Genomic DNA, 19,885 nt, shown 5'->3' with positions numbered 1-19,885 from the left:
AATTAATGATTTACAATTAGTGATTAAGAATTTATTTTTACTTTTTTAGTTTAGAGCTTTTCTACATCCGGCTTTACATGATTCAGCCTTTTAATATTCTGCTTTCAACTTATAACCTAAATTTCTGATTCTTAATTTCTACTTTAAATTATATCGATACTCTTGCGTAGGGTGCTATATCGTACCCGGAAAACTCACCCTTCTTATATTTATAATAACCCGTTATGGCCACCATAGCTGCATTATCGGTGGTATAGGCAAATTTGGGAATATGGATCTTCCAGCCATACTTGCGGCTATACTCTTCAAAAGCGTTCCTCAACCCCGAATTGGCCGATACACCTCCAGCAACAGCCACCTCCTTTATCTTACAATCTTTAGCAGCATGGTAAAGCTTGTCCATCAAAACATCTATAATGGTTTTTTGCAACGAAGCACAAAGATCCTCTCTGTTCTTGTCGATAAAGCCGGAATCATTTTTCAACTCATCGCGCAGAAAATAGAGAAATGATGTTTTCAATCCGCTGAAACTATAATCATATCCTGCAATATTAGGCTTACTGAACCTGAACCTTACGGAATCGCCCTGTTTTGCCAGACGGTCCACAACCGGCCCACCCGGGTATCCAAGTCCCATTACCTTGGCACATTTATCGAACGCTTCCCCGGCAGCATCATCAATGGTCTGTCCAATAATCTCCATATCGTCAAACGATTTCACCAGTATAATCTGTGAATTACCGCCCGACACCAGCAAGCAGAGAAAAGGAAATGAAGGCTGATCGGCATCATTCTCATCCTCCTTGATAAAGTGTGCCAGCACATGTGCCTGCAGATGATTCACCTCTATCATAGGAATATTAAGTGCCGAAGAAAAGCCCTTCGCAAACGATGTTCCCACAAGAAGTGATCCTAACAACCCGGGGCCACGTGTAAAAGCCACTGCAGAAATCTCCTCTTTGGCGATCTTTGCCTGTTTCAACGCATCATGCACAACGGGAATAATATTTTGCTGGTGCGCACGCGACGCCAGTTCGGGCACCACTCCGCCATATCGCTCGTGTACAGCCTGACCGGCAATCACGTTGGAAAGTATTATACCGTCACGAATAACCGCGGCAGAAGTATCATCGCAAGAAGACTCAATTCCCAATATTGTAACCATTCCAATCAATCAAAATTCACACTACCCTTTATTCACTGGGTGTCCGGTTACCCAAATTACCTAAAGCATAAATTATGCCGGGTAGTTTTCCTGAAATGCAGACAACCAGACAATCGAATAACGGATATCAAATAAAGATACAAAGATAATACAAAAAACACAATAAATTTATCTCATCGCTTGCTTCCTCGCCATCCATTCCCAGGCCGAGGTCAAGGCGTTTTCAGCATTATAAGCGGGATTCTTACAGAAAACATTTATCCAAATATCCTTTATTATCCTGTTCAATGTCGTAAATTATAAAGTTATATCCACCCTGAATGCGCCGGACAGAGCGCCGGACAGAGCGCCGGGCAGTGCGCCGGGCAGTGCGCCGGACAGAGCGCCGGACAGAGCGCCGGGATGATCCCGATAGGTGAAACGACAAAGACACAAGACACGAAACTGGCTGAAACCTTAAACCCAACCTCACAGTTTCCTGTAACGCACCCTTTTTGGCTCCACATTTCCGAGGCGTATCTTCTTGTTTTCTTCATACTCGCTGTATGAACCCTCAAAATAGAACACCTCCGAATTGCCTTCGAAAGCCAGGATATGCGTACAGATACGATCCAAAAACCACCGATCGTGAGATATAACTACAGCACACCCGGCAAAATTCTCCAATCCCTCTTCCAGTGCCCGCAAAGTGTTCACATCTATATCGTTGGTCGGCTCGTCCAGCAACAGTACGTTAGCTCCCGCTTTCAGCGTCAATGCCAGATGCAAACGGTTTCTTTCGCCACCCGACAGCACACCGCATAACTTCTCCTGATCAGCTCCTGAAAAGTTGAAGCGCGACAGGTATGCACGTGAGTTTATATCTCTGCCCCCTACCCTCACAAACTCGGAACCGCCAGAAACTACCTGATATACCGTTTTATTGGGATCTATAGCTGCATGCGACTGATCCACATAGGCCGTAACCACTGTTTCTCCCACTTCAAACTTACCTGCATCGGGTTTTTCCATTTCCTGAATCAATCGGAACAGTGTGGTCTTCCCGGCGCCATTGGGCCCGATAACACCTACTATACCATTAGGAGGCAGCATAAAGTTAAGGTTGTCGAACAGCAGCTTGTCGCCAAAGGCTTTTTTCACCTGTATGGCTTCAATCACTTTGTTTCCCAAACGGGGTCCGTTGGGGATAAATATCTCCAGCTTTTCTTCACGTTCTTTCTGATCCTGGTTCAGTAACTGCTCATAAGAGTTAAGACGTGCTTTTCCTTTTGCATGGCGTGCCTTGGGCGCCAGGTTAATCCACTCCAGCTCCCGCTCCAGTGTTTTGCGACGTTTACTGGCCTGCTTCTCCTCCTGTTCCATCCGTTTGGTCTTCTGCTCCAGCCATGAAGTGTAGTTACCTTTCCAGGGAATCCCTTCGCCACGGTCCAGTTCAAGGATCCACCCCGCCACATGATCCAGAAAATAACGGTCGTGCGTGATACATATAACCGTACCCTTATACTGTTGGAGATGCTGCTCCAACCAGTCGATAGACTCTGCATCAAGGTGGTTGGTAGGCTCATCCAACAGCAACACATCGGGCTCCTGCAGCAGCAGGCGGCATAATGCCACACGACGCCGTTCTCCTCCCGAAAGCTCACGTACCGGCTGCTCTTCGGGCGGACAACGCAAAGCATCTATCGCCCGTTCCAGGCGATTGTCAATGTTCCATGCATCGGCAGCATCAAGCTTATCCTGCAGTTCAGCCTGACGGGCGAAAAGAGAATTCATCTTATCTTCATTTTCGTAATATTCAGGCAGTCCGAACTTCAGGTTAATCTCCTCATATTCGGCCAACAGGTCCATAACCGGCTGTACCCCTTCACGTACAATATCTATCACGGTTTTATCAGGGTCTAGCTTTGGATCCTGCTCCAGATAACCCACCGAAAAGCTCTTGTCGGAAACCACTTCGCCCTGGTACTCCTTTTCAATACCGGCAATGATCTTCAACAGCGTGGATTTACCCGATCCGTTCAAGCCTATAATACCAATTTTGGCACCATAGAAAAACGAAAGGTAAATATCTTTCAATACCTGTTTGTGCGGCGGAAAAGTCTTACTCACACCCACCATGGAAAAAATAATTTTCTTGTCGTCGGACATATATTTTTTTATTATAAGTTTAAAATAGAAGATGAATGTTGCGATATGCAACCATTAGCCGGTACCGCTATGATTTAGGCTGTTACCCTACCCACCCCGGCAAACGGGACACAAAGATAGTGAAATTTAGGAAGCCTGATATCATTGCTGTCCCATTAAAATCTAAAATAGTTCTTTGAAATTTTTGAAATATAGTCAGTTACGGATGTTTTTCTAGCGGACGGACTTAAATTTGTAGATTTACATCAGATTAATCTGATAGTACTCGTTACCGGGTTTATGAACATTGTGCTGTAGGCAGGGGAATTCGCCCGGTTTCGTGGTTTATGTTGCCTCCGTCGTGGGAGTGGTATTACAAACAACAACACCCGGCATACCGGTCGCTTCCGCCTTTTTCGCCTGAATGTAGCGATGGTGCATCGGGAGAGGTGATGCAGTTTATCTACCCTTATCCCAACTCAGTCATCAAAATTACCAGGCAACTGGATGGTATGCGTGGAAAAGCGGTTTTCGAACTTGCTCACCGAAACCCTTCGGCACGGGTGTTCTGGCATTTGGATAACGAATACCTCGGTGAAACAGCGGATGTTCATAAGATGAAGCTTTCACCAAATGCCGGTGAACACGTGCTGACGGTGGTGGATGAAATGGAAAATTCGTTGACAATCAGGTTTAAGGTGGAATAGTTTCTGATCCGCTCAGCGGTTTTAATCCGTTTAGCGGAATAATGAAAAATGCGCAAGGCGGTTTCGAACCGCCTTTCACGTTTAAAACTGTTCATCGTGCGGGCCAACTCCCGGCGGATTAAACAATCCCCAATCGATAAAAAGCAGCCGGAATTCTTCAATCTGCTGCCGCACCATTTTGTAATATTCGGCGTGTTCAAAACCAAAAGCTACCAAGCTGTGGTAGCGCACCATTAAATCACGGGCGCATTTGCGGATAATTGAATTTTATTTATAAAATAGTTATTGCTATAACTGATTTTACGTTTAAAGTCATTATAGCAGTAACGAGAAGTAAAGTTAATACATCAATCCGAAAAGCCACAAAGGAATTTTATTGCCTATACCCATTTCAATATCATCGGCTACAACAAAACTGTTTTTCAAATCTTTAATCTGTTCAAAAGATTTTCCTTTTCCGCCCACTTCAAATGTGTATTTCTTATCTATAAGAAAATCGCCGCTTTTAGGCAAATTTACATCGTGTCTTACTTTTAACTGGTTGAAGAAGAATGTTTCGCGTACGTTTCCAATATTTGCTGAAGCATCATCTACATTTAGGGCATAAATCAAATTCGAGTTGTTCAGATACACTTTCTCGGGTTTCGTGAGCAAGCTCATGCCCTTGTTTGGCACCAGCAGTTGATTCGTGAGCGCTGCCTTGTTCAGATAATGCAGGTATTTGAGTGTGGATGCGCGATTGAGCTGCATCTCCGCACTCAGTTTCTCGATGTTGGGCGTGTACGGAACAAGGTTTGCCAGCACCATCAGCAGTTTTTTCACGTTGTAAATGCCGTTGTAATCGATTTGTTCGATAGAGGGCAAATCCTTTTCGAGAGTGGTGTTGATGATATTGGTAATTTTGGTGAAATAGTTGCGAATTCCTTCCTTGTAAATCGGATATTAACCGTTTTTTAGATACTGCTTGAATAGCGGTATAACCTTGATTTTGTTGCGGATATCGTCAGCAATGTCGATGTGATTGCTCAGAATTTCATTTAACGGGAGCACTGGCAAATCGATAATTTTTTCCAGCGATAAGTATTCGCGAAACGACAATCCGTGTAGTTCGTACTTCACCGCACGACGGCTCAAATCGGCATCGGATTTGTAAATTTTCAAAATGGACGACCCCGTGAAAACGGTTTTCAAGTCGGGATAATTGTCGTACACATTTTTCAATTCCAATGACCAGTTGGGGTATTTATGCACTTCGTCGATAAAAAGATGCGTGCCACCGTACACCGAAAATCGTTCGGCAAAATCGAGCAAACTGTTTTTCGAAAGCCACAGATTATCCAAACTTACGTAAACGGCTTTGTTTCTATCGGGGAAATTATCGCGAATGTGCTGTAAAATAAGCGTGGTTTTCCCCGTTCCGCAAGCGCCTGTAATACCTGTCATTCTCTCGTTCCAATCAATATCGGAGTGAAGATAGCGCTTAAAATCAGACTTTTCTGCTGATATTAACTTGCGATATGTGTTGAGTAGGCTGTCCATTTTTGTTTGAAAATAGCTGCTTCTGCGAAGGCATAAATAGTTATCGGAACAACCAAGTTGTTATGAAAAATAGTTGTTGATATAATGAAAATAATTATGAAATGGTTAGAACAGTAATGATTATTTTGGTAAAATATTTCCTTAAGACAGATGGAACGCTTGAATAATATCCGCTTCCAAACAAATTTAAATGAACAAGCAGATAATATAATTGATAGAGTTCTATTTGCTGCGAATAGTTTTCAGATTTATGTAATTCCCGCTATTAGGGCTTACTCGGGACTTCCACCCGTTAGACAATGCTCGTGCCGAGCATACCAAAAAAAGGATTTCGTAATGAAATCCTTTTCGTGCAGTTTTGCCTTGAGTTTTTCACCTATAGATATTTGAGTCTGCTTAAAAAGTCTCAAATTAGAAGATTTGACATTATAATCACTTGAAAATCAAATATCATATTTTACAAAACGACTTGTTGAAGTGGGCTCATATTTTATTTCTTAGTTCGAGTACAAAATAATACATGATAAACCCTAATTTGTACCTCATAGAATCATCCGGTTACGTAATAATCCTTTATCCATTTTTTGCCCCTTGACACGTATTTCATTTGCCTCTACATTTGTATGAAAAGCTATTGATTTAAAATTCTTTCACGATGAAAAAGTTTATTGGTTTCATTTTCGTTATTGGTCTGATTACTCTAGGTTCCTGTAGTGATGAGCAGGACAATATTGAGGTTATCGAAGTGATTGAACCAACTGTCGTCAGTATGGAGCACCAGGATCTTTCTTCATCATCGGTAACATTAAGTGCCAACATCGCTAATGATGGCGGATCAGCCGTAAACAAGTGCGGTTTTCTATTATCAGAAACCAATCCTGGCAAACCATCAACAGACTGGGGAACAAATTATAGCTGCGAAAATGGGGCAAGTGAATTCAACAAAAAGATTGAAGGGTTGAAGGAAAACACTACTTATTACTATGTTGCCTATGCTTCCAACATTAAAGGGTACGGGTTTTCATCCGTATCATCATTTACAACCCCAAAAAAGGATTATTCCGGAGATGGGAAAATTCCAGTTAAGCTAACAAAGCTCACTTTAAACTCTATGGAGTACTCTGCCGATGGATTTGAAAACTCAGATGGAGCCAAGTATAAATACAAGATGAGTTTCACAGTAGAGGTGGAAGTGTGCGATTATGAAAGCATAAGCAGGGCTGGCTTCATGATCGGAGGAGCAATCTGGCATTGGGATAACCCAAGTGAAAACAAAATCAACTCATGTTCAATGATAACTTTAGGAGACAGCCCGACATTAAGCGTTACTGTCACAGCATATGCCAGGATGAAGGATGGATCCGACTACGAAGGGAATGTAGAAACGCTCAGTGCAACATATGGCAATAACAATAACGAAAACCCAGGCAGTGGCTCAAATGAGAACACCATTAAAACCAATAGGGCTGAGTACACTTACGCTTGGACCGAATATAAAAACTTCGACGGAGTGTTTAGCTCCTACGAGACTATGAAATCTCATTTAAACAGATATGGGTTGTTAATCTATAAAAATGGAAACTCTTACTACTGGGAAGATTTCAATAATATCAAACACACTGTTTATCCCAATCGTGATTATAAGAAAGTGGTTTACGATTATTATTCTTATATGGGCAACAAGTATAATGGGTATAAAACACAAACAGCTTACTTATATATGAATTTCCGGTTCTCTCCCTTTTAAACGTAAGTTGGTGATTGCTTTATAACAACCGAAATTTCTCATGTACATTCGTCAGGTAATTCCGTGATATGATGAGCCCCTTTTCATTATCGAAGGGAGGCAGAAGAAAGCAGGCCTTCCCCTTTATCGAGCAAACATGGTCGATGTTAATAATGTGGTTACGGCTTATTTGGACGAACAACGAAGAGAAGGATAATATGTGGTCCGACTTTACAGTTCTCCCCAACAATACGCGTTTACCGTTTGCCAATGCGGCTTCCCATTGACGCCTCCCGTTCGAGTAGGAGAAATAGCCCACCTGGTTCACACGAACCATTTGGTATCCTGTAATATCGGGAATCATGAATGCCTGATGGGAGGGCAACAACTCTGATAATGCCCTCTCGAGGGGTACTGCTGTAGTCATATCTCTTGCTACCTGCCCGAAAAAACGGCGCATGATGGTCGAAAACTCTTCCTGTGCATAGGGTTTAAGCAGATAGTCGAACGCAGACTCTCGCAACGCATCAAGCCAGTACTTCTGGTAGGAAGTGTAAAATACCACTTTCATCGGCCACCTCACACGAGGTTGTATCTCGCGTAGCAGTTCCAAACCGCTCATATCCGGCAACTCAACATCCAGAAACAATAAATCAGGTTTCTTGTCAATCACTAGCTTGATTCCACTTTTAGCCGTGTCTGCCTCTCCCATGAGGGTGACCTCCGGATAATCGGCCAGAGATTCCCGTAAACTATGTAGACAAACCGGCTCATCGTCGACGGCTACAGCAGTAAATCTTTTTTTATCCATTTCCAGAGATTATGTAACTGTTTACCAATATTTATAATTGTCAGGTATAAAAATAGTCACCCTTGTCCCACCTTGCTCTTCCATTCCCGAACGAAGGATATTGAACTGTATCTTTTCACTGTTCTCCCGGTTAAAAAGGTCGATTGTCTGATACAACACTTTAAGTCCGGTCCCGGTCCCGGTTGATGAACCCATCAACAGCTCCTGATAACCCGTCCCGTTGTCAATGATCTCGATTCTTGTTCCTTCCCCTTCCTTCCGGACTTGCAATTCAAGCTTCTTTTCACCGGCAAGAGGACGCAATGCATGCTTGATTGCGTTCTCCAATGGAATCTGAATTATCATGGACGGAAGCGACACCATTTCTGTATCAACATGTGGATCAATATTCCAATCAAGCTTAAAATCGGGACCAAGGCTCTCTCTTTCCAGGTTGATGTATGCTTCTACAAATTCTAACTCCTGGGTTAATGTAACTTGTGCCTGGTCGGTCATCTCGAGGCTTCTACGCAGGAGCAACACCAGTTTCATCAGGTTAGCCGGGTGAGATCCATTGTCGGAACTGATCTCCCGGTTGAGCACATTGAACATGAAATGTGGGGAGATCCGGTTACGGATATTGGAGAGTCGCAACTTGGTTATTTGATCGTGGAAGCTTAACCTTTGCAGCTCTTTTTGTCTCTTCATCGCAATATAGACGCTTGCCATAATAGCTGAAATGAGCAGGAATGCCATGACAAATATATAATTTCTCATGCGAAGCGACCGGATGTCGGATGCTTGCCCCATGATAAGCATCTCTCTCTTTACCAGGGTTGTATCCTGTCTGTAACGCATATCGATTTCGGCAACACGCATTTTTGCCCTCTCCGAACGAATAGAATCTTCCATCACAAGATTTTCTTGCAGGCAGGCATATGCCTCCTTAAAATTCCCTGTTCGCGCATGATACTGTTCAATGTATTTGTTACGAAGGATGAGAAAAGTGGGTTCAATAGTTAAATTTGTAACCTTACCCTCAAGGTAGTGGCGCGCATGTTGTGGATTGTCGGCTTGCAAAGCTAATCCGGCCTTAAGGGTATTGATATGATAAAGCAATGGCTGCTCATTAATGGCAGAGAAGTATTTTTCCGCTTCATTCAGGTAATGGTATGCCGAGTCGGGTTGGTTCAGATGAAAAAAGATCTCCCCTATATTGGCATTGGCAATATTTAAACTTAATATGGATCCTTCTCCCGATAACAAAGTTATTCCTTTCTTGTACCAAGACAAGGACTCCTGTAACTCACCCGCAAAGAAGTAACAGTTCCCTCTGCAATTGCAGTAAAAGAATTTTTCATTCAACGTTCGGCCTTCGAAATCCTGTTCGGCCAAACAGAAATAGTAATCAGACAGTTCAAAATCACGCAATTCCATATACAACTGCCCTAAGCCGGTATATATCGGAAATCCCAGTTGATCAGCCACACCTATTGAATCTGCAACTGAGAGTGCTTTTCGGTAATAGAAGGCGCTATTGACAAAATCGCCATTTCTCATATGCATATCGGCAATGTTTATGGAGAGATCAGGGATCTTCTCTCTCTTACCCGTTAATTCATAATAATTCAGAGCATTGGTGAAGTAGGTAAGTGCAGAATCTTGATCCCTGTACAAAGCAAAGCAATTACCTATTGTATTGTATGATGAGGTGAGGAGTTGGTAGATTTTGATGTTTGGCACCTGCTTGTTCGCGTAAGCGACAACTTTTTCGGCGAAATGGCGCGTGGAATCGATCTGATCGTTTACAAAGTATGTCAGACTGTATGTTTGTAGAGCTTTATAGTAGTCCAGGCTGTCGTTGGTATTATTCATGGCATCTCGTAACAGGCTTCGGGAGTAGGCGTTGTTGCAGTAAAGAGAATCCATAGCCTCAGTAATGATGGACTCCATTGTTACATCCATTTTTGCAGGTTCCTTGCTGCAGGTTAACATCAATAAGGGGATTAGGGGGCTGAGTATATATTTAAACATCACATATCTCAATTAAGGTAGCTGAGTAAAAGAGTTAAATATTTTTTATTTATCTGACAATTAAAGGCAAAAACTTAAGTTTGCAGTTGCATAAACAAAAAGAGTTTAATCCCTTAAAGGGTCAAACATTAAATCCAATGCGAAGTTAATCAAAAACAATGGACTTGCAAACTTAATTGAGACAAATAGTTTGCCTGAATACCTTTGCATCCCCCGGCTTTTAAATAGCGCAAAATCTCACGTAAATGGATTTTGTGCGTTCTCTTCTCTTATACCTGTTGCAATTCCAATATAAAGGATTTCTATAGTAACTTTCCTAATAATATTCATATCAGAAATCACTACTGTCGTGATATATAAAACAATAACAACAGAAATGGCCAGTTTGCTGCTAATCGACAAAAAAACACTGAATTTTAACATGTTAAACAACAGCATCTCAAAGATATTTCTATTATACTCTTCGTCTTTGTGATTATTAATTACTATTTTTGACTAAGAATAGATTCAAACGTGTTCATCACTTAACAACAACGGTGAGTTTGTTAAGATGTTTTATTAATCAAAAATTAAATTATGATCGAATGGATGTTTGCCGCCCTTATACTGTTGGCTATAATTAATATTATTCTGCACTTTTTTGAAAAACCCACCTCAGAAAAGGCCGATAAACTAAAAGAGATTGAGAGTGCATTAATCAGGTTCGAATCAGCCTCGGAGAGAAATGAAAAGTCCATCAGGGATGAATTTCAACGCAACAGGCTTGAGAGTAACCGCACTGCAATGGAGAACAGAGATGAGTTGGCTAAAAATCTTAAATTATTTGCAGAGACAAACTCGACGAACAATAAGGAACTGAATGAGCTGATCAGGCAAAAATTTGAAGATGCCGGTAAACAGCAGACAGAACGCAACAGACAATCTGTTGATGCAATAAAAGATGTAAGGGAGACAATTGAGAAACAGTTGGAGGCAATAAGGGAAGATAACACCCGGCAGCTGGATGAAATGAGAAAAACCGTGGACGAGAAACTTCAAACTACTTTGGAAAAGCGTCTTGGCGAATCGTTCCGGCAGGTTAGTGAAAGACTCGAACAGGTTCATAAGGGACTGGGTGAGATGCAAACCATTGCAAACGGTGTTGGTGATTTGAAAAGGGTACTGTCGAATGTAAAGACAAGGGGCGTACTGGGAGAGTATCAGCTGGAAAATATTCTTGAGCAGTTGCTTACACCCGACCAGTACTCCAAAAATGTAGCAACAAAAAGGGGTAGCCAGGCTCACGTTGAGTTCGCAATCAGGCTACCGGGTAAAGAGAGTGATGAAGAGGTATGGATGCCTGTCGACTCAAAGTTCCCGATTGAAAACTACCAGCTGTTGCTAAATGCCTATGATGAAGGAAACAAAGAGGCAATAGAGACAGCACAAAAAGCTATCATTAAATCCGTCGAATCATTTGCCGGGGATATAAGTGAAAAGTATCTCGACCCTCCGCACACAACCGATTTCGCAATAATGTTCCTGCCCGTTGAGAGCCTCTATGCAGAGGTTTTAAGACATCCGGGGCTTTTTGAAATACTGCAGAGAAAATACAGGGTAACGGTCACAGGGCCCACAACACTGTCTGCATTGCTGAATAGCCTGCAGATGGGATTCAGGACCCTTGCCGTCCAAAAAAGGAGCAGCGAGGTGTGGAAAATTCTCGAAGCGGTAAAAACCGAATTCAGTAAATTCTCCGATCAGCTTGACAAGGTTGATAAACAATTGAACACAGCTTCAAAATCGTTAAACGACCTCCGGCTGACACGAACGAACGTTATCAACAGAAAGCTTAAGGACGTTGCCACAATCGATACAAGCGAGGCTGCCGAACTGCTTGAAATCACAACCTCAGGTAGCGACCATGATTAATTATTCACCCCTCCAAAATAATATATGTTAATCACAGATTTAGCTACTTTTGTAACATATGCGAAACCTGAATTAACCAAAAACATTGAAAGATGGATTGCGAAATTTAAATAATAATTGGTACTTTTGCCTTCGAAAACAATCAGACATGATTTTAAGCCGGCCATACCGGCTCGAAAGCCTTATGTTTATTTGTTTTGATAACTGATATTAAAATGGATGAAAATATAACAAGTCAGTATTCATTCACCATTATTGTTCCGCTCTACAATGAAGAAGAGAACATAGGCAGGCTGGAAGAGAAACTGAAAGGTTTCCTGCCGCACTCACTTGAGAAAACCTGCGTTTTGTTTGTAAACGATGGCTCTACCGACGGCAGCAGAAACAGGATCAAGAATGTATGCGAGCGAAATCCGGATTTTTACTATATTGATCTTAAGAAAAACGGGGGATTGAGCGCTGCACTTAAAGCCGGTTTTGATCACTCTTTTTCAAAATTCACCGGCTATATGGATGCTGATATGCAGACCGATGCCGATGACTTCAACCTGTTGCTGCCCCATTTAGACAACCATGAATTTGTTACAGGTATCCGTGCCAATCGCAAAGATTCATCATTCAAGAACCTGCAGTCTAAAATAGCCAACGGATACCGGAGGATGATGACCGGCGACGGCGTTTCCGACACTGGTTGCCCACTCAAAGTGATGCATACCGCGTATGCTAAGCGTATCCCCATGTTCAACGGTATGCACCGGTTTCTGCCGGCACTTATACTTTTGCAGAACGGCAGAATAAAACAGATCCCGGTGAGGCACTATTCCAGGTTGGCGGGAAAATCGAAATATCATCTCTGGAACAGGCTTACAGGTCCTTTTATCGACTGTTTCGCCTATCGCTGGATGAAGAGACGTTATATAAATTACCAGGTTAATTCAAGTAATTTAGATTAAAATATGCAAGAGAGCCCTGTCTGGATTTACGCGATCGGTTTTTTGGCGCAAGCTTTTTTCTCAGCCCGGTTACTGCATCAGTGGATAATTACAGAGAAAGCAAAAAAAATTCTTTCTCCGCCTGCGTTCTGGATCCTTAGTATCTTCGGCTCGTACCTGCTCTTTATCTATGGGGTGCTCAGAGATGACTTCGCAATTATCCTCGGGCAGTTCTTCTCATACTACATCTATCTGTGGAATCTGAACATGCAGGGGTTCCGGAAACGGGTAAACATTGCTATACAAATAGTGCTTCTTTTAACACCGGTTGCAGCCGCCACCTATCTTATGCGCGACATGACTGCCTTTTCCTCTACCTTCTTCCGGCATAATGCCATACCACTATGGTTGCTAATCTTTGGGTCCGGCGGGCAGATACTGTTCACTTGCCGTTTCATTTACCAGTGGATATATTCGGCACAACGTCACCAGTCTTCTCTACCACTCGGTTTTTGGATAATCAGCCTTCTGGGTTCGGGAATCATTATCGCTTACGGTGTATTCCGGCTCGATCCCGTGCTCATACTTGGGCAGTCGTTCGGTTTTGTTGCATATATGCGCAACATCATGATAGGCTTAAGAAGTAAGAAACAGTTATCATATGAAGGATAAACAGCTCTATATCATTTGGTTTATTGCACTGCTTCCGTTGATGATCCTTCGCGATTACACGCCCAACAACGAGCTGCGTTATCTGAGTATTGTTGATGAAGCACTTAAAAACGGTAACTTTTTCACCTTTACCAACCAGGGTGAGATCTATGCCGATAAGCCACCTCTCTATTTCTGGCTGATGATGGCAGGCAAGACATTGCTTGGCGGACACAGAATGTGGTTCTTATCGCTGCTGTCATTTATCCCGGCTCTGGTAGTGATGATGACAATGGCCAAGTGGTTAAGAAAAGAGGAATCGAGAAACCAACCAGAAGCCTTACTGATGCTAATGACCGGCGGGCTGTTTGCCGGCCTTGCCATAATAATAAGGATGGATATGCTTATGGTGATGTTCATCACTCTTTCACTCTATACTTTTTTCAAGATCTATCAGGGGCAGGCAAAAAAAGGGGACTATTATCTCTTCCCTCTCTATCTCTTCCTGGCTCTGTTCTCCAAAGGGCCAGTCGGCATCCTTGTACCACTTCTCTCCACGCTTCTATTTCTGCTCCATCGGGGTGAAATCCATACTTGGGAGCGTTACTGGGGCTGGAAAAGCATGCTGGTACTTCTTACTGGATGCAGCATATGGTTTGCCGGAGTTTACCTTGAAGGTGGAAACAGCTACCTCAATAATCTGCTCATACATCAGACAGTAGGCAGGGGAATCAACTCCTTCCATCACAAAGAGCCGTTTTATTATTACTTCATTACAATATGGTATTCACTGGCTCCCTGGATGTTCTTCTCCATAGGGCTTATTATTGCGGGAATGATACGGAAAAAGATTCAGACAGATACAGAACGCTTTTTCCTTACCATCATAATCTCCACATTTATCATGTTGTCGATTATCAGCTCCAAGCTGGCAGTCTACATGCTTCCGGCACTGCCGTTTTTTATCGGCCTCTCTGCAATGCTTATCGATAAATTCAATGAAAAAAATATCTGGCTGCGGCTCTCACTGGCACTTCCCGCACTTATTTTAGCATCAGCGTTACCTTTGATAATATACATAGCAAAAACAGATACTCCCTTTTTCGCTGCTGTACCACTTGTTTTTGCGGCAGCAACAGTCGCCACTCTCTCCGGAATAGCTGTATTATACCTGCTATTTTTGAAAAAGGAGCTTCGCTTATCTATCCGGGTGATGTCATTGGGTTTACTTCTGGCCATTTTTATTGCAGGATGGGCCATGCCTCAACTGAATCCATATATGGGATGGAGCAAATTATGCCAAGAAGCGTCACGATTAGCTGAAGAGAGACAGGCTTCGGAATACTGCGTATATAATATTTCCAGGGCAGAAAGCATGGATGTATTCCTTAAAAAAGATGTGATCTACGTTTCTGAAGAAGATATATTGAGTAACTCACTTACCGGTAACCTACTGTTGTTACCGGAAAAAACAATCAATAAAAACAAAAAAATCCAGTCTGTCATAGCAGAAAAAGAGGGATACAAAGTGGGCCCGTATATGATTGTTATTTTTTAATTGAATAAAAATGAAAATATTGGTTACAGGTGCTGCCGGATTCATCGGCTTTCATGTTGTCAGGAGGCTTCTCCTGCAGGGTTATGAAGTGGCGGGCCTTGATAATATCAACAGCTACTACGATGTAAGGCTAAAATTTGCACGTCTTAACGAAACTGGAATTTCACGGGAGAAGATTAAAAAGGGAAAGTGGATACAGAGCGACAAATTTCAGCACTACAAGTTTATACAGTTCGATCTGATAGAGGGCAAAAAACTTTCCGCCCTTTTCCGTAACGAGAGATTCACACATGTTTTGAATTTCGCTGCACAGGCAGGAGTCAGATACTCCCTTGAGAACCCTTTGTCATATATCCATTCCAATATAGTAGGATTTATCAACCTGCTCGAAGCTTGCCGCAATAACCCCGTCACTCATTTGGTTTACGCAAGCTCAAGCAGTGTATATGGTGATGACACAGCTGTCCCATACAAAGAATCGGCACAGACCGATCACCCCGTCAGCCTCTACGCGGCGACCAAAAAATCAGACGAGCTGCTGGCATATGCTTATGGCAAGCTGTTCGGGCTGCCGGCAACTGGCATCCGTTTTTTTACTGTTTACGGTCCCTGGGGACGCCCCGATATGGCACCCTGGCTCTTTATGTCGGCTATTTCGAAAGGAAAACCGATTAAAATATTCAATAGAGGGCAAATGCAGCGAGATTTCACCTTCATAGACGATATTGTAGAAGGAGTGATTAAAATTTTACCTTTGCCACCGCAATCCGTTGTCCCCCACATAGTGTACAATATGGGCTGTTCATCGCCAGTGCAGTTGATGGATTTTATAAATGTCATCGAAAAAACCGTAGGTAAGCAGTCTGTTCACGAAATGGAGGAAATGCAGCCAGGCGATGTTGTATCTACCTTTGCCGACACTTCATTACTACAAGAGCGCTTCGGCTATAAACCGTCCACTACAGTTGAAACAGGAATCAAAATATTCTATGAATGGTTTAAGGAATTTGTCTTGACTTGAACAGCCGTTAACATTTTATTCTTTCGAACTGCTGATTACGGTTTTTTTGTTACAAATAATTTCTTAAAATCGAAAAGATATAGTATTTTTGTAAGTCTATTAAAAAGATAGTTTTTAGGGCGTTTTCGTTAAGTTAAAGGCGTTTTCGTTGAGTTAAATAAGAATAGCGTTAATGCTGGCATAATGCAGGAACAAGGCGCAACAAGTGATTTTGAAGACGTTTCCAATAAGCTGAGCCGGTTAGCTGACAAGCTAACCTTCTTGTTCAAGTCGAATTCAAAATTTGAAAACGATTGTTGTAAATAAACACTCTTAATAAATAAAATTCAATAAAGTATGATTAAAGTAGGTATTAACGGATTCGGTCGCATTGGTCGCCTAGTTTTCCGTGCAGCTCAAAACAGAGATGATATTCAGGTTGTGGGTATCAATGACTTGCTCGATGTAAACTACATCGCTTATATGTTAAAATACGACACCATCCACGGTCAGTATAGCGGATCTATTGAAGTGAAAGACGGCAATCTGGTAGTAAACGGTAAAACAATCCGCGTAACAGCAGAAAGAAATCCGGCAGACCTTAAATGGAACAAAGTGGGTGCAGAATATGTAGTTGAATCTACAGGACTCTTCCTTACAAAAGAAAAAGCACAGGCTCACATCCAAGCTGGAGCAAAATATGTTGTTATGTCTGCTCCTTCAAAAGATGATACCCGCATGTATGTTGTAGGTGTAAACGAAAAGACCTACACAAAAGGAGAACAAATTGTATCCAACGCTTCTTGTACAACCAACTGTCTTGCTCCTGTAACCAAGGTATTGAACGACAAGTTCGGAATTCTTGAAGGCTTGATGACAACTGTTCACTCAACAACAGCTACCCAGAAAACCGTTGACGGCCCTTCGGCAAAAGACTGGAGAGGCGGACGCGCAGCTTCTGCCAACATCATTCCTTCATCAACTGGAGCAGCCAAGGCTGTAGGTAAAGTTATTCCGGAACTGAACGGAAAACTAACCGGTATGTCAATGCGCGTTCCCACACTGAACGTATCTGTAGTGGACCTTACAGTGCGCCTTGCAAAAGAGACCTCCTACGAAGAGATTTGTGCAGCTATGAAAGAAGCTTCTGAAGGCGAATTGAAAGGTATCTTAGGATATACCAACGAAGATGTTGTATCAAGCGATTTCATCGGCGATTCACGCACATCAATCTTCGACGAAAAAGCAGGTATCCAGTTAAGCCCCACTTTCGTTAAGGTTATCAGCTGGTACGACAACGAATGGGGATATTCAAACAAAGTGCTCGACCTTATTGCACATATGGCTAAAGTAAACGGATAATAATAATACTATTATTACGATATATGAAAGGCGCCTCCGGAAAAGAGGCGTTTTTTTGTTGAAATAATGCTTGTGAAAATAAAAAAAGCCGGACAGTAAAGTTCGACTTTTCTCTTTTCTTCAAACGCCTGTGTCCTATGCCGGATGAATTGATTCTGTCGGGCAGACATCTGCACAAGAACCACAATCGGTACATACTTCCGGGTCTATTGAATAAATATCGCCTTCAGATATTGCATCAACAGGACATTCATCAATGCACGTTCCACAAGCAATGCAAGTGTCATCAATTACGTAAGCCATAATAGTGAAATAAGTTAGTTATTGAAATTAATTTGCTATGTTGTTGCAAAGATAAAGAGTTTTTTCCAATACGAAAAAAATATAGAGAACTATTTACATTAATCCTTAAAGGCAGGGGACGGAAAGAGACGATACAAATCAACACCTATGGCTATAATTTAATGAGGCCTGCTATACAATATCATGAAATAAAAGGCGTTTAAAGAACAAACAACAAAAAAGGCGAATGGCAAAAAAGACAACATATCTGCTCACAATACTGCTCATCATATCTGGCAGCGTCACGGGCCAGAACCGTAAACTGCAGAACAGGCCTTATGCAGATCAACGGTTGTTCCACCCGGGATTCACACTTGGGCTGCACACACAAGATCTAATACTTGCACAATCAGGTTTTGTGAACGATAACGGAGAGGTGTGGTTCTCAGAAATACCCTACTATTCATTGGGATTCACTGCGGGAATTATTGGGGACATTTATCTGAACAGAATTATGAACCTACGGGCAATTCCTTCGCTCTATTTGGGTGAAAAGCGGATAGTTTTCAAGGAACAATCGTCCCGCGAAGAGTACTCAACCCGAATTCGCAACAACTACTTCAGTTTACCCCTGCAGCTGAAGATATCGGCAGGCAGGATAGACAACTTCCGTCCCTACACCCTTTTAGGTATATATTGCAACATAGAACTGGCATCCGGGAAAAACCGAGCTCTTCTTTTGAAGCCTTACGATTTTGGAGTTGAGATAGGTGTTGGATGCGACTTTTATTTACCCCTTTTCAATCTTGCTCCGGAATTGAAGTTTGGTTTCGGGTTGGTGGATATTCTTGATAACGAGAGGCCCGGCCTTAAGGATGAAAGTCTCCGAAAATATACGAAATCGCTTTCTAAAGCTACCCAGCGACTGATCACACTGAGTTTTAATTTTGAGTAGGTACAATCATTTTTGGTATTTCCGGGTTTTAGTAACAGACTGATCTTTCTTTTCAAAGATAGATGAATAGCTCTTCTTTCTTAAAAAATAGAAATCCAATAAAATGCTTTTCCTGTATTGCACAGGAATATTCTCTGTAGTTGCCATTCTTAAATTTACTTCACGTACCGGCTTGTATGATGGCATCATCTTAAGAAAATCCCTATAAGCATCGATAACAGCATGAGCGCATCTGAAATTGCCTTGCAGCAACAGGTGAACATAAGCAAGAATATCGAAAAACAACCGTACCAAAAATGTCGGCCGGCATGCCTTCCCTGGTACGTTTTTAAAAATCATAAGCAGGTTGTTACGAAAGTTCAGATAGGTTTTCATAGGATTATCCTTTTTCAGCGATGCTCCACCCACATGATAAACAACCGAAGAGGGGAGGCACATCACTCTCCTGCCCCGGGCATTCAAACGCCAGCAAAGGTCTATCTCCTCCATATGTGCAAAAAAACGGCCGTCCAGTCCACCATGCTCGGTATAATCACTCTTTCTTATCATCATGCAAGCACCGGTCGCCCAAAATACAGGGATCTCCGAATCATACTGTCCGTTGTCTTTCTCCACCACTTCAAGAATGCGCCCCCTGCAGAATGGGTACCCATAAAGATCAATAAACCCGCCTGATGCCCCTGCATACTCAAACCAGCCTTTTTCATCATAAGAGAGTATCTTAGGCTGTACCGCGGCCACCTCGGGATGTTTGTTCATAAAGTCGACCATCTTGTTCAGCCAGTTGGGAGTGGTCTCCACATCAGAATTCAAAAGCACCACATACTCAGAATCGATATGCTGCAAAGCTTTGTTGTATCCTTCGGCAAAACCATAGTTCTTGTCCAGAACAATCAGAGATACTTCGGGGAAATTTGTTTCGATAAATGCTACAGATTCGTCCGTAGACCCATTATCAGCAACAATAACCCGGCACTCATCGCTTAACGAGTGTTCCAGCACAGCAGGGAGGAACTGCTCAAGCAGCTTCTTCCCGTTCCAGTTCAATATAACCACCGATACTTTTACCACAAAACGCTTTTTTTATATTAAATATTTACTCCTCTCCAATAATCCTGTTTCCTGAATTTTAGAAAACGAAAGTTT

The 19,885-nt window shown here is 42.3% G+C and carries 18 protein-coding genes and 1 pseudogene; 9 read left to right on the top strand and 10 right to left on the bottom strand.

The window, feature by feature from the left end; genetic code table 11:
* Window positions 1-148: 148 nt before the first annotated feature.
* Window positions 149-1,165: a tRNA (adenosine(37)-N6)-threonylcarbamoyltransferase complex transferase subunit TsaD gene (gene tsaD, locus KDN43_RS11565; protein ID WP_238866310.1), complete on the bottom strand. Its 1,017-nt coding sequence runs from the start codon at window positions 1,163-1,165 to the stop codon at window positions 149-151.
* Between the two features lie 468 nt (window positions 1,166-1,633).
* Window positions 1,634-3,313, bottom strand: coding sequence for an energy-dependent translational throttle protein EttA (gene ettA / locus KDN43_RS11560; protein WP_238866308.1), 1,680 nt, complete (start codon window positions 3,311-3,313; stop codon window positions 1,634-1,636).
* Between the two features lie 326 nt (window positions 3,314-3,639).
* Here ettA and KDN43_RS11555 point away from each other — a divergent pair, with 326 nt between their 5' ends.
* A complete protein-coding gene (locus KDN43_RS11555) occupies window positions 3,640-3,999 on the top strand; it encodes a hypothetical protein (protein WP_238866307.1) in 360 nt (119 codons plus the stop codon).
* A gap of 81 nt (window positions 4,000-4,080) precedes the next feature.
* Here the strand turns inward: KDN43_RS11555 and KDN43_RS11550 are convergent, their stop codons facing one another.
* From KDN43_RS11550 to KDN43_RS11535, 4 genes and pseudogenes are all read right to left on the bottom strand, one after another.
* The gene (locus KDN43_RS11550; RefSeq protein ID WP_238866306.1) at window positions 4,081-4,233 is read right to left on the bottom strand and encodes a hypothetical protein; all 153 of its coding nucleotides are present in this window, start codon (window positions 4,231-4,233) and stop codon (window positions 4,081-4,083) included.
* A gap of 105 nt (window positions 4,234-4,338) precedes the next feature.
* Window positions 4,339-4,863: a hypothetical protein gene (locus KDN43_RS11545; RefSeq protein ID WP_238866304.1), complete on the bottom strand. Its 525-nt coding sequence runs from the start codon at window positions 4,861-4,863 to the stop codon at window positions 4,339-4,341.
* 78 nt (window positions 4,864-4,941) lie between these two features.
* Window positions 4,942-5,538: an ATP-binding protein gene (locus tag KDN43_RS11540; protein WP_238866302.1), complete on the bottom strand. Its 597-nt coding sequence runs from the start codon at window positions 5,536-5,538 to the stop codon at window positions 4,942-4,944.
* A gap of 94 nt (window positions 5,539-5,632) precedes the next feature.
* Window positions 5,633-5,773: pseudogene (locus tag KDN43_RS11535) on the bottom strand (fructosamine kinase family protein); the annotation flags it as partial.
* Window positions 5,774-6,193: 420 nt separating this feature from the next.
* On the opposite strand from KDN43_RS11535, the gene KDN43_RS11530 reads away from it, so the two are divergent.
* Complete coding sequence (locus tag KDN43_RS11530) at window positions 6,194-7,285, top strand: hypothetical protein (protein WP_238866300.1); 1,092 nt, start codon at window positions 6,194-6,196, stop codon at window positions 7,283-7,285.
* Window positions 7,286-7,304: 19 nt separating this feature from the next.
* On the opposite strand, the gene KDN43_RS11525 is transcribed toward KDN43_RS11530, so the two are convergent.
* Complete coding sequence (locus KDN43_RS11525; protein WP_238866298.1) at window positions 7,305-8,075, bottom strand: LytR/AlgR family response regulator transcription factor; 771 nt, start codon at window positions 8,073-8,075, stop codon at window positions 7,305-7,307.
* Window positions 8,076-8,096: 21 nt separating this feature from the next.
* Window positions 8,097-10,007 carry a tetratricopeptide repeat-containing sensor histidine kinase gene (locus KDN43_RS11520; protein WP_238866296.1) on the bottom strand — a complete coding sequence of 637 codons (1,911 nt, stop codon included), beginning with the start codon at window positions 10,005-10,007 and terminating at the stop codon, window positions 8,097-8,099.
* 657 nt (window positions 10,008-10,664) lie between these two features.
* Between KDN43_RS11520 and rmuC the strand changes: the two genes are divergently transcribed.
* From rmuC to gap, 6 genes are all read left to right on the top strand, one after another.
* On the top strand, window positions 10,665-11,999 hold the full coding sequence (gene rmuC / locus KDN43_RS11515; RefSeq protein WP_238866295.1) for a DNA recombination protein RmuC: 1,335 nt from the start codon (window positions 10,665-10,667) through the stop codon (window positions 11,997-11,999).
* 215 nt (window positions 12,000-12,214) lie between these two features.
* On the top strand, window positions 12,215-12,952 hold the full coding sequence (locus KDN43_RS11510; protein ID WP_238866293.1) for a glycosyltransferase family 2 protein: 738 nt from the start codon (window positions 12,215-12,217) through the stop codon (window positions 12,950-12,952).
* A gap of 3 nt (window positions 12,953-12,955) precedes the next feature.
* Window positions 12,956-13,603, top strand: coding sequence for a lipid-A-disaccharide synthase N-terminal domain-containing protein (locus KDN43_RS11505; RefSeq protein ID WP_238866291.1), 648 nt, complete (start codon window positions 12,956-12,958; stop codon window positions 13,601-13,603).
* Window positions 13,593-15,140 (top strand): ArnT family glycosyltransferase, encoded by a 1,548-nt coding sequence (locus KDN43_RS11500; RefSeq protein ID WP_238866289.1) that lies wholly within the window; start codon window positions 13,593-13,595, stop codon window positions 15,138-15,140. Before KDN43_RS11505 ends, KDN43_RS11500 begins: the two co-directional genes overlap by 11 nt.
* A gap of 10 nt (window positions 15,141-15,150) precedes the next feature.
* Complete coding sequence (locus KDN43_RS11495) at window positions 15,151-16,161, top strand: NAD-dependent epimerase/dehydratase family protein (RefSeq protein ID WP_238866287.1); 1,011 nt, start codon at window positions 15,151-15,153, stop codon at window positions 16,159-16,161.
* A 336-nt stretch (window positions 16,162-16,497) separates the two neighbouring features.
* Window positions 16,498-17,502 carry a type I glyceraldehyde-3-phosphate dehydrogenase gene (gene gap, locus KDN43_RS11490; protein WP_238866285.1) on the top strand — a complete coding sequence of 335 codons (1,005 nt, stop codon included), beginning with the start codon at window positions 16,498-16,500 and terminating at the stop codon, window positions 17,500-17,502.
* A gap of 135 nt (window positions 17,503-17,637) precedes the next feature.
* On the opposite strand, the gene KDN43_RS11485 is transcribed toward gap, so the two are convergent.
* Window positions 17,638-17,805 carry a DUF362 domain-containing protein gene (locus KDN43_RS11485; RefSeq protein ID WP_238866283.1) on the bottom strand — a complete coding sequence of 56 codons (168 nt, stop codon included), beginning with the start codon at window positions 17,803-17,805 and terminating at the stop codon, window positions 17,638-17,640.
* Between the two features lie 226 nt (window positions 17,806-18,031).
* On the opposite strand from KDN43_RS11485, the gene porT reads away from it, so the two are divergent.
* Window positions 18,032-18,739, top strand: coding sequence for a type IX secretion/gliding motility protein PorT/SprT (porT, locus tag KDN43_RS11480; RefSeq protein WP_238866281.1), 708 nt, complete (start codon window positions 18,032-18,034; stop codon window positions 18,737-18,739).
* 6 nt (window positions 18,740-18,745) lie between these two features.
* Here the strand turns inward: porT and KDN43_RS11475 are convergent, their stop codons facing one another.
* The gene (locus KDN43_RS11475; RefSeq protein WP_238866279.1) at window positions 18,746-19,810 is read right to left on the bottom strand and encodes a glycosyltransferase family 2 protein; all 1,065 of its coding nucleotides are present in this window, start codon (window positions 19,808-19,810) and stop codon (window positions 18,746-18,748) included.
* Window positions 19,811-19,885 lie beyond the last annotated feature (75 nt).

Origin of the sequence: Proteiniphilum propionicum, assembly GCF_022267555.1 — a bacterium.
Classification (GTDB): domain Bacteria; phylum Bacteroidota; class Bacteroidia; order Bacteroidales; family Dysgonomonadaceae; genus Proteiniphilum; species Proteiniphilum propionicum.
The sequence above is the reverse complement of the archived record's forward strand: the minus strand, read 5'-3'. Positions and strand labels throughout refer to the sequence as shown.

What these genes read in the sequence shown, in the direction of transcription:
- rmuC (WP_238866295.1), top strand. Translation starts at nt 10,665, where the DNA reads ATGATCGAATGGATGTTTGCCGCCCTTATACTGTTGGCTATAATTAAT.
- KDN43_RS11485 (WP_238866283.1), bottom strand. Translation starts at nt 17,805, where the DNA reads ATGGCTTACGTAATTGATGACACTTGCATTGCTTGTGGAACGTGCATT.
- KDN43_RS11525 (WP_238866298.1), bottom strand. Translation starts at nt 8,075, where the DNA reads ATGGATAAAAAAAGATTTACTGCTGTAGCCGTCGACGATGAGCCGGTT.
- KDN43_RS11555 (WP_238866307.1), top strand. Translation starts at nt 3,640, where the DNA reads ATGTTGCCTCCGTCGTGGGAGTGGTATTACAAACAACAACACCCGGCA.
- KDN43_RS11520 (WP_238866296.1), bottom strand. Translation starts at nt 10,007, where the DNA reads ATGGAGTCCATCATTACTGAGGCTATGGATTCTCTTTACTGCAACAAC.
- KDN43_RS11505 (WP_238866291.1), top strand. Translation starts at nt 12,956, where the DNA reads ATGCAAGAGAGCCCTGTCTGGATTTACGCGATCGGTTTTTTGGCGCAA.
- KDN43_RS11550 (WP_238866306.1), bottom strand. Translation starts at nt 4,233, where the DNA reads ATGGTGCGCTACCACAGCTTGGTAGCTTTTGGTTTTGAACACGCCGAA.
- KDN43_RS11530 (WP_238866300.1), top strand. Translation starts at nt 6,194, where the DNA reads ATGAAAAAGTTTATTGGTTTCATTTTCGTTATTGGTCTGATTACTCTA.
- KDN43_RS11510 (WP_238866293.1), top strand. Translation starts at nt 12,215, where the DNA reads ATGGATGAAAATATAACAAGTCAGTATTCATTCACCATTATTGTTCCG.
- porT (WP_238866281.1), top strand. Translation starts at nt 18,032, where the DNA reads ATGGCAAAAAAGACAACATATCTGCTCACAATACTGCTCATCATATCT.
- KDN43_RS11540 (WP_238866302.1), bottom strand. Translation starts at nt 5,538, where the DNA reads ATGGACAGCCTACTCAACACATATCGCAAGTTAATATCAGCAGAAAAG.
- KDN43_RS11495 (WP_238866287.1), top strand. Translation starts at nt 15,151, where the DNA reads ATGAAAATATTGGTTACAGGTGCTGCCGGATTCATCGGCTTTCATGTT.
- ettA (WP_238866308.1), bottom strand. Translation starts at nt 3,313, where the DNA reads ATGTCCGACGACAAGAAAATTATTTTTTCCATGGTGGGTGTGAGTAAG.
- gap (WP_238866285.1), top strand. Translation starts at nt 16,498, where the DNA reads ATGATTAAAGTAGGTATTAACGGATTCGGTCGCATTGGTCGCCTAGTT.
- KDN43_RS11500 (WP_238866289.1), top strand. Translation starts at nt 13,593, where the DNA reads ATGAAGGATAAACAGCTCTATATCATTTGGTTTATTGCACTGCTTCCG.
- tsaD (WP_238866310.1), bottom strand. Translation starts at nt 1,165, where the DNA reads ATGGTTACAATATTGGGAATTGAGTCTTCTTGCGATGATACTTCTGCC.